The organism is Promicromonospora sp. NPDC059942 (assembly GCF_042731755.1).
Classification (GTDB): Bacteria; Actinomycetota; Actinomycetes; order Actinomycetales; family Cellulomonadaceae; genus Promicromonospora.
On the sequence record NZ_JBHWLR010000001.1, the window covers coordinates 539,652 to 553,803 of the forward strand.

Here is a 14,152-nt window from a genome sequence, read left to right on the forward strand (position 1 = left end):
TTGTGTGGGTAGAGAGGGGAAGGGGGGGAAAAAAAAAAGCTGGGGGGGAGGGCCTAGGGGAAAGCCTTCCCCCCCCCTTTTCCCCCCCCGGACCCCCCCCCCCGCCCTTCCCCGGGCCGGAGCCGTTCCGGGACCGGCTCGTTCCGGGACCGAGGTTCCGGGACTCCCGCCCCGGCATGGGAGACTCTGCGGGTGAGTTCCTGGGTACGCGTCCTCGTCGGTGCGCTGGCGGCGGCGACGGTGGCCGTGACGGCCGCGTGCGCGCCGGCCTCGCTCCCGGTGGACGTGGGCCCCGCCCCGACGTCGTCGGCCTCCCAGCAGCCGCTGCAGGTCACGGGCGCGAGCGGCGCCCCGCCTACGCTCGAGTACGAGCAGCCGTTCACGGTGCTGCGGCCGGGCGCGCGCATGGTCTGGCCCGGCACGGGGGACGTGCTGGAGCGCGACGACCCGGTGCTGCTGAACCTCTACGCCCAGGACGGGCGCGACGGCACGGAGCTGCAGAACACGTTCCGCACCGCGCCCGCCGGGTACACGATGACCGAGAAGTCGCTCGGCAACCACCTCTTCGCCGCGCTGGAGGGCCGCCGCGTCGGCACGCGCCTCGCGCTCATGGAGGAGCAGGACGGCGTCCCGGTGCTGCTGGTGGTGGACGTGCTGCCGGCCCGCGCGGCCGGCAGGGAGGGCGTGCCGCCGGGCAAGGACCTGCCGCAGGTGCGCCTCGACGACCTCGGCGCCCCGACCGTGCGCGTCCCGCGGGGCGTGAAGCCGCCGACCGACCTGGTGGTGCACCCGCTGCTGCGCGGCACCGGACCGCAGGTGCGGGCCGGCCAGATCCTGACCGTGGAGTTCACCGCCGTCCGCTGGAGCGACGGCAAGGTCGTCGACACGACCTGGACCGAGGGCACCCCGCCCCAGTCCGCCGAGATCGGCATCGGCCGTCTCGTCGACGGCTGGGACCAGGGTCTCCTGGAGCAGACCGTCGGGTCGCAGGTGATGCTGGTCGTGCCGCCTGACAGCGGGTTCGCGAACACCGCCAGCGAGCTGGCCGGCGAGACCATGGTGTACGTGGTCGACATCCTCGACGCGCACAAGGCCGTCGCGGGTGACGACGAGGACACGAACCAGCAGGACACGAAGAAGAAGGAGGGCTGATGTCCGTCGCGATCCGAGTGATCCCGTGCCTGGACGTCGACGCGGGCCGAGTGGTCAAGGGCGTCAACTTCGCCGACCTGCGCGACGCCGGGGACCCGGTCGAGCTCGCTGGCCGCTACGACGCCGAGGGCGCCGACGAGCTCACGTTCCTGGACGTGTCGGCCTCGTCGGGCGACCGCGAGACCATGGTCGACGTGGTGCGGCGCACGGCCGAGCAGGTCTTCGTGCCGCTCACGGTGGGCGGCGGCGTGCGCTCCACGGACGACGTCGACCGGCTGCTGCGGGCCGGCGCCGACAAGGTGGGCGTGAACACCGCGGCCATCGCGCGCCCGGAGCTCATCTCCGAGATCGCGCAGCGGTTCGGCTCCCAGGTGCTGACCCTGAGCGTCGACGCGCGCCGCGTCACCGGCGACGTCACGACGCCGTCGGGCTACGAGGTCACCACGCACGGCGGGCGGCGCGGCACCGGGATCGACGCCGTGGAGTGGGCCGAGCGCGCCGCGAAGCTGGGCGCGGGCGAGATCCTGCTCAACTCGATGGACGCCGACGGCACCACCGCGGGGTTCGACCTGGAGATGCTGCACGCCGTGCGCGAGCGCGTGCACGTGCCGCTGGTCGCCTCGGGCGGCGCGGGGACGCCGGAGCACTTCGTCGAGGCGGCCCGGGCGGGCGCGGACGCCGTCCTCGCGGCGTCGGTGTTCCACTTCGGCGCGCTGACGGTGGGCCAGGTCAAGGACGCGATGCGCGCGGCGGGCCTCGACGTCCGCTGAGCCCCCGCCGGCGGGGGCGTCGGCCGGGACGTCCCCCCGGGACTTCCTTGACCTCGACCTACGTTGAGGTCATAGCGTCGGTGACGCCCAGGGCGTAAATCCGTCGAATCGATTCCCGCGCCGTGAGAAAATAGTGCGGTCCCCCCACGAAGCGAGGTCTTGCCGTGCCCCCAGATGCCCCGCGACCCACTCCGATGGCCCTCACGGGCTCTCGTGTGCGCCGGTCGATCTCGCTCATGTGGCGCGGGATGCGCTCGCACCCCGGCATCTACCTGCTCGCCGTCGGCGCCTCCGGGATCTTCGGCGCCCTGACCGTCGGCGTCAGCCGCGCGGTCGGCTGGGCCACCGACTCCGTCGTCGTCCCCGCCATCGCGGGCGACGAGGCCGCCCGTGACCGGGTCTGGCTCGCCGGGCTCGTGCTCGGCGCCGTCGCGCTCACGCTCGCCCTGTCCGTCGCCGGGCGCCGTATCTGGGCGGGCTACGGGGTCGTCCGCATCCAGGCCGACCACCGCACCACCCTGACCCGGCAGTACCTGCGGCTGCCCGGCTCCTGGCATCGCTCGCACCCCGCCGGCCAGCTCCTGAACCACACCACCTCGGACACCGAGGCCGCCACCGGCGTCTTCAACCCGCTGCCGTTCGCGCTCGGCGTCGTCGTCATGATCGGCGTCTCCGTGGTGCTGCTCGTGTCGATCGACCCGTGGCTGGCCCTCGCGGCGCTCGCCGTCATCCCCGTCACCGTGGCCGTCAACGCCGTCTACCAGCGGCACATGTCCCCGGCCGTGACCCGGGCCCAGCGCCTGCGGGGCGACGTGGCCGACGTCGCGCACGAGAGCTTCGAGGCCGCCCTGCTCGTCAAGGCGCTCGGCACCGAGGACCGCGAGGAGAGCCGGTTCGGCGCCCGCACGCAGGAGCTGCGCGCCGCGAACGTGCGGGTCGGCATCGTCCGCTCGCTGTTCGACCCCGTGATCCAGACCCTGCCCTCGATCGGCACCCTGCTGGTGCTCGGCGTCGGCACCTGGCGCATCTCGACGGGCGCCGTCGAACCGGGCGACCTCGTCACGGCCGCCTACCTGCTCACCATGATGACCGTGCCCGTGCAGGCGTTCGGCTGGGTGCTCGGCGAGCTGCCGCGCGCCCTGGTCGGCTACGAGCGCATCGCGGCTGTCGCCGACTCGACCGGCGCCCTCGCCCACGGCGACACCCGCCTGCCGCGGACCGACCGCTCGGCCGGCCTGGCGGTGCGCCTGACGGACGTCGGCGTCGACGTCCCCGCGATCAGCGGGGCGGTCGGCCGCTCGATCACCCTGCTCGACGGCGTGGACGTCGACGTCGAGCCCGGCGCCACGGTCGCCGTCGTCGGCACCACGGGCGCCGGCAAGACCACCCTCGTGAGCCTCCTGGCCCGCCTCTCCGACCCGACGCGGGGGCAGGTGCTGCTCGACGGCGTCGACGCCCGCACCCTGGCCGACGGCGAGATCCCCGCCCACGTCGCGCTCGTCACGCAGTCCACCTTCATCTTCGAGGACACCGTGCGCGGCAACGTGACGCTCGCCGACGCGGGTGCCCCCGGGGCGCCGTCGGACGACGAGGTGTGGGACGCCCTGCGGCTTGCCCGCCTGGAGGAGACCGTGCGTGAGATGGCCGGCGGCCTCGACGCACCGCTGGGCGAGCGCGGCGCCAACCTGTCCGGCGGACAGCGGCAGCGCCTCGCGATCGCCCGTGCCCTGGTGCGCGGCCCGCGCCTGCTCGTGCTCGACGACGCGACCAGCGCCGTCGACCCCCGCGTGGAGCAGGAGATCCTGCGCGGCCTGGCCGCGCGGGCCGACGACGCAGCAGACGCCGCGGCCGACGACCGGGCCGACGACCGGGCCGACGACGCGGCCGGGAGCGACGCCGCCCCCGGCACCACCGTGATCATGGTCGCCTACCGCATGTCGTCGGTGGCGCTCGCGGACCGCGTGGTCCACGTCGACGGCGGCCGCGTGGTCGACGTCGGCACGCACGACGAGCTGATGGAGCGCGACCCCGGCTACCGCGCGCTGGCCACGGCCTACGAGGCCGAGACGGAGCGCCGCGAGCAGGAACGCGCCGACGAGGCGGCCGCCGGGACGCTGGACGACGAGCTGGAGGAGGTGGCCCGATGACCGCGGTGACGGACGAGCCCGACGTGACCGACGTGCCCGAGGACCTGCTCGACGCCGACGGCGCCCGCATCGAGTCGGCCAGCAGCCTGGGCGTGTTCGCGACCCTGCGCCGCGGCATCGAGATCAGCCCCGAGATCACCCGCGGCCTCTGGGTCACGCTCCTGCTCGCGTCCCTCGCGGCCGCGGGCCGCGTGGTGGTGCCGCTCGCGGTGCAGCAGACGATCGACGTCGGCATCCTGGCCGACGGCGGGCCCGACGTCGGCCAGGTGGCGGTGCTCGCGTCCCTCGCGGCGGGGGCGCTCGTGCTGGCCGCGCTGTGCGCCGCGCTCGTCAACGTGCGCCTGTTCCGCTCGGCCGAGGCCGGGCTGGCGACGCTGCGCGTCAAGGCGTTCCGGCACGTGCACGACCTCTCGACCCTCACGCAGAACACCGAGCGCCGCGGCGCCCTGGTCTCGCGCGTGACCAACGACGTCGACACGGTCTCCCTGTTCGTGCAGTGGGGCGGCATCATGCTGCTCGTCAACGTGCTGCAGGTGCTCGTGGCGACCGGGCTGATGCTGGTCTACTCGCCGATCCTGACCGCCGTGGTCTGGATCGCCTTCGTGCCGATGTTCCTCGTGATCCGGTACGGCCAGAAGTACGTGAACCGCGCGTACACGCTGGTACGCGAGCGGGTCGGCGCGATGCTGGGTGCCATCTCCGAGTCCGTGGTGGGCGCCGAGACGGTGCGCGCCTACGGCGTGGCCGACCGCACGGGCCGCCGGATCGGCGACGCCGTCGAGGCGACGCGCAGCGCCCAGGCCCGGTCCCAGGTGCTGGTCGCGGCGACGTTCTCGTCGGGCGTGCTCATCTCCAACCTGGTGCTGGCCGTCGTGGTGGTCGTGGGCACGCTGCTGGGCGTGGGCGGCGGCCTGACGGCGGGCCAGCTCGTGGCCTTCCTCTTCCTGGTGCAGCTCTTCACCGGCCCGGTCCAGATGGCCACGGAGATCCTCAACGAGCTGCAGAACGCCGTGGCCGGCTGGCGGCGGGTCATCGCCGTCATCGACACGCCGGTGCAGGTGGCCGAGAAGCCGGGCGCCGTGACCCAGGAGCGCGGGCCGGCGCACGTGACGCTCCGCGACGTCCGGTTCGCCTACCCGGGCGGCCCCGAGGTGCTGCACGGCGTGACGCTGGACCTGCCGCCGCGCACCAAGGTGGCCGTGGTCGGGCAGACGGGCTCCGGCAAGACGACCGTCGCCAAGCTCGTCACCCGGCTCATGGACCCGACGGCGGGCGTCGTGGAGCTCGACGGCACGGACCTGCGCGACCTGAGCTTCGCCTCGCTGCGCGAGCGCGTCGTGCTGGTGCCGCAGGAGGGCTTCCTCTTCGACGGCACCGTGCTCCAGAACGCGGCCTACGGCCTGCGGGCGCCCCTGGAGGCGCCCTCGGCCGCAGAGAACGACCGCGCGGACGACGACGAGCCGGCCGCCGGGCACCGCGCGGCGGTCGAGCGCGCCTTCGCCGAGCTCGGCCTGGCCGACTGGGTGGCCGACCTGCCCGACGGGCTCGAGACGGCGGTGGGCCAGCGGGGCGAGGCGCTGTCCGCGGGGGAGCGGCAGCTCGTCGCGATCGCCCGCGCCTACCTGGCGCAGCCGGACCTGCTGGTGCTCGACGAGGCGACGTCGGCCGTGGACCCCGCGACCGAGGTGCGCATCGCGCGGGCCCTGGACTCCCTGACCGCGGGCCGGTCCACGATCACCATCGCGCACCGGCTCTCCACCGCGGAGGCGTCCGACCTGGTGGTCGTGGTGGACCAGGGCCACGTCGCCGAGGTCGGCCCGCACCGGGAGCTGGTCGGGGCGCACGGCATCTACGCCCAGATGTACGACAGCTGGGTGGCCCAGACCCGGTAGCACCGGGCGGTTTCGGTAACGGATCGGGGCCGGCGGCGGACATCACATCGCCGTCGGCCCACGACGTGGCAGGATTCTCAGGTGCCCGAAGTTCTCGACCCCACGATCTCCGCCCGACTCAAGCGCGACGACGCCGGCCTGGTCGCCGCCGTGGTCCAGCAGCACGACACGGGCGAGGTGCTCATGGTCGGCTGGATGGACGACGAGGCCCTGCGCCGCACCCTCACGCAGGGGCGGGTGACGTTCTGGTCCCGCAGCCGCGAGGAGTACTGGCGCAAGGGCGACACGTCCGGCCACGCCCAGTACGTCAAGGCGGTGAGCATCGACTGCGACGGCGACGCGCTGCTGGTCCAGGTGGACCAGGTGGGCGCCGCGTGCCACACGGGAGCGCGCACGTGCTTCGTCGCCGGGGGTGACCTGGGCGCCGTGGTCGGCGACCGCGACCAGCAGGAGCGCGACCAGGAGAACGAGGAGAACCGGTGACCCAGCTCGACAGCCAGCCCGACACCCACGAGGCCCGCGCGGCGACCGCGCCCGCCGACCTGCCCTGGGGTCGCACCTGGCCGAGCCTGCCCGAGTTCCGGGGGATGGCCGCCGACCGTCGCGTGATCCCCGTGGTCCGGCCCCTGCTGGCGGACGACGCCACGCCCGTCGGCCTCTACCGGACCCTGGCGCAGGGCCGCCCGGGCACGTTCATCCTGGAGTCGGCCGAGTCCGGCGTCTGGGCCCGCTGGTCGTTCGTCGGCGTCGCCTCGCGCGCGACCCTGACCAGCGACGGCGGCCAGGCCGTCTGGACCGGCGACGTGCCCGTCGGCATCCCGACGCGCGGCGACGTCGTCGACGTGGTCGACGCGGCGCTCACCGCCCTGCGCACCCCCGGCGTCGCGAACCTGCCGCCGCTGACCGGCGGCCTGGCCGGCGTGCTGGGCTGGGACGTCGTGCGGCACTGGGAGCCCACGCTCCCGGCGACGGCCCCGGACGAGACGGGCGCGCCCGAGCTCGCCCTGTGCCTGGCCACCGACCTCGCGGTGGTCGACCACCGGGAGGGCACGGTCTGGCTGGTCGCCAACGCGATCAACGCGGACGCCACGGACGAGCGCGTCGACGAGGCGTACGCGGACGCCGTCGCGCGGCTCGACGCCATGCAGGCGCAGCTCGCGGCCGGCATGCCGCGCGTCACGTCGGTGGTGGCCGAGGACGTGCCCGAGCCGCAGCTCGAGTTCCGGTCCACGCGCGAGGAGTTCGAGGACGCGGTGCTCGCGGGCAAGGAGGCCATCCGCGACGGCGAGGTGTTCCAGGTGGTGCTCTCCCAGCGCCTGGACCTGGACTGCGCGGCCGACCCCCTGGACGTCTACCGGGCGCTGCGCACGATCAACCCGAGCCCGTACATGTACTACTTCCACCTGGCCAAGCCCGACGGCGCCGAGTTCGCCGTCGTGGGCTCCAGCCCGGAGACGCTCGTCAAGGTGGACGACGGCCACGTCACCACCTACCCGATCGCCGGCTCGCGGCCGCGCGGCGCCCACCCCGAGGAGGACGCCGAGCTCGGCGAGGAGCTCCTGGCCGACCCCAAGGAGCGGGCCGAGCACATCATGCTCGTCGACCTGTCCCGCAACGACATGGTCAAGGTCTGCGAGCCCACCAGCGTCGAGGTGGTCGAGTTCATGAAGGTGCGGCGGTTCAGCCACATCATGCACATGTGCTCCACCGTCGTGGGCCGGCTGCGGCCGGGCTTCGGCGCCCTCGACGCGCTGCGGGCGACGTTCCCGGCCGGCACCCTCTCCGGCGCGCCCAAGCCCCGGGCGATCGCGCTGATCGACGAGCTGGAGCCCGCCTCGCGCGGCATCTACGGCGGGGTGTGCGGCTACTTCGACTTCGGTGGCAACATGGACATGGCGATCGCGATCCGCACCGCGTACATCGCGGACGGCCGCGCCAGCGTGCAGGCCGGCGGCGGCATCGTGGCCGACTCGGTCCCCGCGCTGGAGTACGCGGAGTCGCGCAACAAGGCCGCCGCGGCGGTCCGCGCGATCCAGCTCGCGTCGCGCCTGACGCCGCTGCGCGCGACGCCCCTGCCGACCACGGGAGGCGACCGGTGACCCGCACCCGCACCGTCCTCGCCCTGCTCGTGCTGGGCGCGCTGACGTTCGGCACGGGCTCGCCCACCTGGATCACCACGACGGTGGCCACGGCGCTGCAGCCCGAGGTGGCGGTCGCCGCGTCCGGCACCTCGGCCGCGCCGGGCGTCGGGGCGGGCGCCCTCGTGCTGCTGGCGGCGGGCATCGCCTGCGCGCTCACCGGGCGCGTGGCCCGGTACGTGGCGCTCGTGGTCGCCGCCGCGGCCGGCGTGCTCGTCGTCGGCAGCACGCTCGTCGTCATCCAGGATCCGACCCCCGCCGCCACCGCCGCGGCGTCCGCCTCCAGCGGCGTCACCGAGCTGACGTCGCCCGTCGTGCTGACGGCCTGGCCGTGGGCCGCGGTCGCCACGGGCGTGCTCGCCGTGGCCGTCGCCGTGTGGGGCGCCGTCGCGGCGCGCGGCTGGACGGCGACGTCGGGCCGGCACGAGCGCGCGGACCAGGCCCCGGCCACCGGAACCGCCACCGCATCGGCCACCGGGACTGCCTCGGGAACGGCCCCGGCCGACGACGCCGCGGCCCCGCCCGCGGTCGACGCCGGCCCGGCCCCCGCCCCCGAGGAGTCCCCGGCCGACGACGACGAGATCGACCCCCACGACGCCTGGGACGCCCTGTCCCGCGGCGACGACCCGACGGGCCGCTGACCCGGCCGCTAGCGGTTAGGCTGGGCGCGTACCGCACGACACGAAAGGCATCAAACCTGCGATGACCGAGAACAAGCCTGAGATCGCCTACCTCCCGCCGGGCGTCCCGCCGACCAACCACGGCCACACGGTCGCCGCGTGGGTCACGATGGTCGGGATCACGCTGGGTGTGCTGATCTCCTCGTGGGGCGTCATCGTGGCCCAGTCGTGGTCGGCCTGGCTGGTCCTGTTCGTGCTCGGCTTCGTCGTCATCGGAGCCTCGCTCGTCATCGGCCTGGTCCTGCGCAACCTGGGCCTGGGCCAGAAGACGGTCCAGCGGTAACCGGTGCCATGACCGCCCTGGAGATGGCCGCTCCGTCCGCCGCCTACCCCCGCAACAACCTGGGGGTCTGGTCGCTCGTGCTGGGCATCGCGTCGATCGTGCTCCTCCTGGGTGCCCTCACGGGCATCCCGGCGATCATCGTCGGCAACCAGGGCCGCCGCGCCGTCCGCGCCGGCGACGCGAACAACGAGGGGACGGCGCTGGCCGGCGTCGTGCTGGGCTGGCTGTCCCTCGCCCTCCTCGCCGTCGTGATCGGGCTCGTCGTCGTCCGATTCCTGGCGGGTGGGTCGAATTCCTGAGACGGCCGTCCGGCCGGCGGCGCCCGCACTGCGGGCGCCGGTCCTGGCCGGGGCGGCCGTCGGCGCGGCCACCCTCCTGGTGGCGCTCCGCGACCCGCACGTGGCCGGCTCGTACGGGTTCTGCCCGCTGCTGGAGCTGACCGGCCTGGCCTGCCCGCTGTGCGGCGGGCTGCGCGCCACCCACGACCTGGCGCACCTCGACCTGGCGGACGCCTGGTCCGCCAACGCGCTGTGGACCCTCACCGCCCCGGTGGTCGTGGTCGTCTGGCTGGCCTGGCTCGTGGCCGCGGTCCGCGGACGCCCGTTCCGCGGCCTGTCGAGCACGGCGGGCTGGGTCACGCTCGGGGTCGCGCTCACGTTCTTCGTGGCACGAAACCTGCCGGGGCTGCAGCAGTACCTGACCCCCTGGCTCTGATCCCGGCCCTGATCAGGCGATCTCCAGGGAACGACGCCGACGGCGCCCGCCCGGGATCTGACGGACCGTCGTCTCACGGTCCGGGAGTGGTCAGGACCACACCCTGGATCCGCCTACCATGGCCATGGGGCACACGTCCCAGCAGTCGTAGGGCGTGATCAGGCGTACGAGGCCGCATGCCGAGGGCAGAGCGAGGGCACGGGGAGGCTCATTACATGTCGGTCCTGGAGGACATCGTCGCGGGGGTTCGTGAGGACCTCGCGGAGCGTGAGGCACGCGTGCCTCTCGACGCGCTCAAGGAGCGCGCCAACGCGGTGCCCGGGGCCCTCGAGGGTCTCGGCCGCCTCAAGCAGGCGGACGCCGTCTCGGTCATCGCCGAGGTCAAGCGCTCGAGCCCCAGCAAGGGCTCGCTGGCGCAGATCGACGACCCGGCGGCGCTCGCGGTCGAGTACGAGACCGGCGGGGCCTCGGCGATCTCGGTGCTCACCGAGCAGCGCCGGTTCAACGGCTCGCTGGCGGACCTGGACGCGGTGCGCGGTCGCGTGGACGTGCCGGTGCTGCGCAAGGACTTCGTCGTGACGCCGTACCAGGTGTGGGAGGCGCGCGCGCACGGTGCCGACCTGGTCCTGCTCATCGTGGCGGCCCTGGAGCAGACGGTGCTCGAGTCGCTTGTCGAGCGGGTGCACTCGCTCGGCATGACCGCGCTCGTGGAGACGCACAACCTCGAGGAGGTGCGCCGGGCCGTCGACGCCGGGGCGCGCGTCGTGGGCGTCAACGCCCGCAACCTGAAGACTCTCGAGCTGGACCGCGGCCTGTTCCGCAGCCTCGCCGAGTACATCCCGGACGACGTGGTCAAGATCGCGGAGTCCGGCATCCGTGGCCCGCACGACGTGATGGAGATGGCCCGGGCCGGGGCCGACTGCGTCCTGGTGGGCGAGGCGCTCGTGACCGACGGCGCCCCGCGCGCCTCGGTCGCCGACCTCGTCGCCGCGGGCTCGCACCCGTCGCTGCGCTCCGTCCGTCCGGCCTGAAGGGATCCGACGTGACCGATGTGAAGCTTGCCGACGTCTCCGGCCCGTACTTCGGCCAGTACGGCGGGCGCTTCGTGCCCGAGGCGCTGATCGCCGCGCTCGAGGAGCTCGACACCGAGTTCCGCAAGGCGGCCGACGACCCCGAGTTCGCGGCCGAGCTGCAGCGCCTGCACCGGGAGTACACCGGCCGGCCGAGCCCGCTGACCGAGGTGCCGCGGTTCGCCGCGCACGCCGGTGGCGAGTCGGGCGGCGTGCGGGTGTTCCTGAAGCGTGAGGACCTCAACCACACCGGTTCGCACAAGATCAACAACGTGCTGGGCCAGGCCCTGCTCGTCAAGCGCATGGGCAAGAAGCGCCTCATCGCCGAGACGGGGGCGGGCCAGCACGGCGTCGCCACCGCCACCGCGGCCGCCCTGATGGACCTCGAGTGCGTGGTCTACATGGGCGAGGAGGACACCCGGCGGCAGGCGCTGAACGTGGCGCGGATGCGCCTGCTCGGCGCCGAGGTGGTGCCGGTGAAGATCGGCTCGCGCACGCTCAAGGACGCGATCAACGAGGCGCTGCGCGACTGGGTCGCCAACGTCGAGAGCACGCACTACCTGCTGGGCACCGTCACGGGCCCGCACCCGTTCCCCGAGATGGTGCGCCAGTTCCACCGCATCATCGGCGAGGAGGCGCGCGAGCAGATCCTGGAGCGCACCGGCCGCCTGCCCGACGTCGTCGCGGCGTGCGTGGGCGGCGGGTCCAACGCGCTGGGCATCTTCAACGCGTTCCTCGACGACAAGGACGTGGAGCTGCGCGGCTTCGAGGCCGGCGGCGAGGGCATCGAGTCCGGCCGGCACGCGGCCCGGTTCAGCGGCGGCGCGCTCGGCGTGCTGCACGGCGCGCGCTCGTACCTGCTGCAGGACGACGACGGCCAGACCCTGCCCAGCCACTCGGTCTCCGCGGGCCTGGACTACCCGAGCGTCGGCCCGGCGCACGCCTGGCTGCACGACCTGGGCCGGGCCACGTACGAGCCCGTGACCGACGACGAGGCCATGGAGGCGTTCCGCCTGCTGTGCCGCACCGAGGGCATCATCCCGGCCATCGAGTCGGCGCACGCCCTCGCGGGCGCGCTCCGCGTGGGCCAGGCCGCGGCCGCCGAGGGCCGCACCGGCCCCGACGGCGAGCCGCTCGTGCTGCTGGTGAACCTGTCCGGTCGCGGCGACAAGGACGTGGCGACGGCGGCCCGCTGGTTCGGGCTGCTGGACGGCGCGGACGACAACGTCGCGGCCGAGGAGCTCGAACGACAGGAGGGCCGGGGATGAGCACGGTGACGCAGCAGGCCACGGGTCCGGACACGCACTCCGGCACCGCCGGCCTGATCGCCCGCCTGCGCGAGCAGGACAACCGGCCCGCCCTGGTGGGCTACCTGCCGGTGGGCTACCCGACGGTCGACCGGTCGATCGAGGCGCTGAAGACCCTCGTGGACCACGGCGTCGACATCATCGAGCTCGGCATCCCGTACACCGACCCCGTTCTCGACGGCCCGGTGATCCAGGCGGCCGCGCAGGGCGCGCTCGACGCGGGCGCGCGCGTGCGCGACGTGTTCCGCGTGGTGCGCGAGCTGACCGAGTACGCGCCGCACGTGCCCGTGCTGGTCATGACGTACTGGAACCCGGTGCTCAAGTACGGCCCGGACGCGTTCGCGCGCGACCTGGCCGCCGCGGGCGGCGCCGGGCTGATCACGCCCGACCTCATCCCGGACGAGGGCGCCGACTGGATCGCGGCGAGCGAGGCGCACGGCCTGGACCGCGTGTTCCTCGTGGCCCCCAGCTCGACGCCGGAGCGGCTGCGGCTGACCGTGGGCCAGTCCCGCGGCTTCGTGTACGCCGCGTCGCTCATGGGCGTCACGGGGGAGCGCAACCAGGTGGGCTCGCGCGCCGAGCAGCTCGTGACCGACACGCGCGCCGCCGGCGCGCCGAACGTCTGCGTGGGCCTGGGCGTCTCCACGGGGGCGCAGGCCGCCGAGGTCGGCCGCTTCGCCGACGGCGTCATCGTCGGCTCGGCGCTGGTCCGCCCGCTCCTGTCGGAGGGCCCGCTGCCGGACGACGAGTGGGCGGTCCGTCTCACGGATCTGGCCGGGGTGACGGAGGACCTCGCCGCCGGGGTACGGTCGGCTCGCGCTACCGCGCCCACCGACCCCCCTGCCGCCACGCCTGGCGGTGCGACCACCTCCGGAGAGGCCCTGTGACGCTGCTGACCGCACTGCCGGCCGCTCTGACCGTCGAGCTGCCTGCCGCGTTGTCCGCCGCGCTCCCCGGAGCTCCCGCCGTCTCCCAGATCCCCAGCCCGGCCCAGCACACCTGGTACCTCGGGATCTTCCCGCTGCGCGCCTACGCGCTGGCCATCCTCGCGGGCATAGTCCTCGCCGTCTGGCTCACCGCCAGGCGGTGGAAGGCGCGCGGGGGCAGCCCGGACGACGTCCTGGAGATCACCTTCTGGGCGGTGCCGTTCGGCATCGTCGGGGGCCGGATCTACCACGTGCTCTCGTCGCCCGACCGCTACTTCGGCGAGAACTTCTCGGGCGGGGGTGACCCCGTCCAGGCGCTCTACGTCTGGGAGGGCGGCCTCGGCATCTGGGGCGCCGTCGCGCTCGGCGCCGTGGGCGCGTGGATCGGCTGCCGCAGGCAGGGCGTGCGGCTGTCGTCGTTCGCCGACGCCGTGGCGCCGGGCCTGCTGATCGCGCAGGCCGTCGGCCGCCTCGGCAACTGGTTCAACCAGGAGCTGTACGGGCGGCCCACCGAGCTGCCCTGGGGCCTGCACATCGACGCCGAGTACCTGGTGTCCAACCCGGCCACGGGCGTGGCGTACCCGGAGGGCACGCTCTTCCACCCGACCTTCCTGTACGAACTCCTGTGGAATCTCCTGATGGCCGGAGTTCTGCTGTTTCTCGACCGTCGGTTCAGGTTGGGTCATGGGCGGGTATTCTGGGCGTACGTCCTGCTCTACACTCTCGGACGGGTCTGGATCGAGATGCTCCGCATCGACGATGCGGAGCAGGTGCTGGGGCTCCGCCTCAACGTCTGGACCTCGATCCTGCTGGGCCTTGCGGCCCTGGTGGTCTCGATCGTGCTGGCTCGAAGGTTCCCCACCAGGGAAGAGTCGGTGCGGCTGCGACCAGAGGACGACGAACCGCCGGCGGGCCCACGGGCCGAGCCGGAGCCTGACCCAGGAGTCGAAGGGACCGGCGAGGCCGCGGCCGAGCCGGAGGAAGTAAAGACAGCTGCACAGGAGGAGTCCGACGCGGACGCCTCCGTGCGCACCTGAGGGGCACGACCGCCGGGACCACCGGACGACGAGCCC

At 74.0% G+C, this 14,152-nt stretch carries 14 protein-coding genes; all 14 read left to right on the top strand.

The genetic code is table 11. The features are described from left to right. The first annotated feature begins 192 nt into the window (after window positions 1-192). Window positions 193-1,152: an FKBP-type peptidyl-prolyl cis-trans isomerase gene (locus tag ACFV9Q_RS02380; protein ID WP_377232968.1), complete on the top strand. Its 960-nt coding sequence runs from the start codon at window positions 193-195 to the stop codon at window positions 1,150-1,152. After that, a complete protein-coding gene (gene hisF, locus ACFV9Q_RS02385) occupies window positions 1,152-1,922 on the top strand; it encodes an imidazole glycerol phosphate synthase subunit HisF (protein ID WP_377229769.1) in 771 nt (256 codons plus the stop codon). Before ACFV9Q_RS02380 ends, hisF begins: the two co-directional genes overlap by 1 nt. 248 nt (window positions 1,923-2,170) lie before the next feature. Next, on the top strand, window positions 2,171-4,069 hold the full coding sequence (locus tag ACFV9Q_RS02390) for an ABC transporter ATP-binding protein (protein WP_377232969.1): 1,899 nt from the start codon (window positions 2,171-2,173) through the stop codon (window positions 4,067-4,069). After that, window positions 4,066-5,961, top strand: a complete 1,896-nt coding sequence (locus ACFV9Q_RS02395; protein WP_377232970.1) for an ABC transporter ATP-binding protein — start codon at window positions 4,066-4,068, stop codon at window positions 5,959-5,961. Before ACFV9Q_RS02390 ends, ACFV9Q_RS02395 begins: the two co-directional genes overlap by 4 nt. An 81-nt stretch (window positions 5,962-6,042) precedes the next feature. Further along, the gene (hisI, locus tag ACFV9Q_RS02400) at window positions 6,043-6,444 is read left to right on the top strand and encodes a phosphoribosyl-AMP cyclohydrolase (RefSeq protein WP_377232971.1); all 402 of its coding nucleotides are present in this window, start codon (window positions 6,043-6,045) and stop codon (window positions 6,442-6,444) included. Beyond that, window positions 6,441-8,060, top strand: coding sequence for an anthranilate synthase component I (locus ACFV9Q_RS02405; protein ID WP_377232972.1), 1,620 nt, complete (start codon window positions 6,441-6,443; stop codon window positions 8,058-8,060). Before hisI ends, ACFV9Q_RS02405 begins: the two co-directional genes overlap by 4 nt. After that, window positions 8,057-8,740: a Trp biosynthesis-associated membrane protein gene (locus ACFV9Q_RS02410; protein ID WP_377232973.1), complete on the top strand. Its 684-nt coding sequence runs from the start codon at window positions 8,057-8,059 to the stop codon at window positions 8,738-8,740. Before ACFV9Q_RS02405 ends, ACFV9Q_RS02410 begins: the two co-directional genes overlap by 4 nt. Before the next feature lie 61 nt (window positions 8,741-8,801). Then, window positions 8,802-9,062 carry an HGxxPAAW family protein gene (locus tag ACFV9Q_RS02415; RefSeq protein ID WP_377229775.1) on the top strand — a complete coding sequence of 87 codons (261 nt, stop codon included), beginning with the start codon at window positions 8,802-8,804 and terminating at the stop codon, window positions 9,060-9,062. A gap of 8 nt (window positions 9,063-9,070) precedes the next feature. Further along, complete coding sequence (locus ACFV9Q_RS02420) at window positions 9,071-9,361, top strand: DUF4190 domain-containing protein (RefSeq protein ID WP_377232974.1); 291 nt, start codon at window positions 9,071-9,073, stop codon at window positions 9,359-9,361. Further along, complete coding sequence (locus ACFV9Q_RS02425) at window positions 9,345-9,776, top strand: DUF2752 domain-containing protein (protein ID WP_377232975.1); 432 nt, start codon at window positions 9,345-9,347, stop codon at window positions 9,774-9,776. Before ACFV9Q_RS02420 ends, ACFV9Q_RS02425 begins: the two co-directional genes overlap by 17 nt. A 215-nt stretch (window positions 9,777-9,991) precedes the next feature. Further along, the gene (gene trpC / locus ACFV9Q_RS02430) at window positions 9,992-10,807 is read left to right on the top strand and encodes an indole-3-glycerol phosphate synthase TrpC (protein ID WP_377229778.1); all 816 of its coding nucleotides are present in this window, start codon (window positions 9,992-9,994) and stop codon (window positions 10,805-10,807) included. Between the two features lie 11 nt (window positions 10,808-10,818). After that, window positions 10,819-12,114 carry a tryptophan synthase subunit beta gene (trpB, locus tag ACFV9Q_RS02435; RefSeq protein WP_377232976.1) on the top strand — a complete coding sequence of 432 codons (1,296 nt, stop codon included), beginning with the start codon at window positions 10,819-10,821 and terminating at the stop codon, window positions 12,112-12,114. Continuing rightward, entirely contained in the window at window positions 12,111-13,040 is a 930-nt protein-coding gene (gene trpA / locus ACFV9Q_RS02440) for a tryptophan synthase subunit alpha (protein WP_377232977.1), read from the top strand. Before trpB ends, trpA begins: the two co-directional genes overlap by 4 nt. Beyond that, on the top strand, window positions 13,037-14,116 hold the full coding sequence (gene lgt / locus ACFV9Q_RS02445) for a prolipoprotein diacylglyceryl transferase (RefSeq protein ID WP_377229781.1): 1,080 nt from the start codon (window positions 13,037-13,039) through the stop codon (window positions 14,114-14,116). Before trpA ends, lgt begins: the two co-directional genes overlap by 4 nt. Window positions 14,117-14,152: the final 36 nt, after the last annotated feature.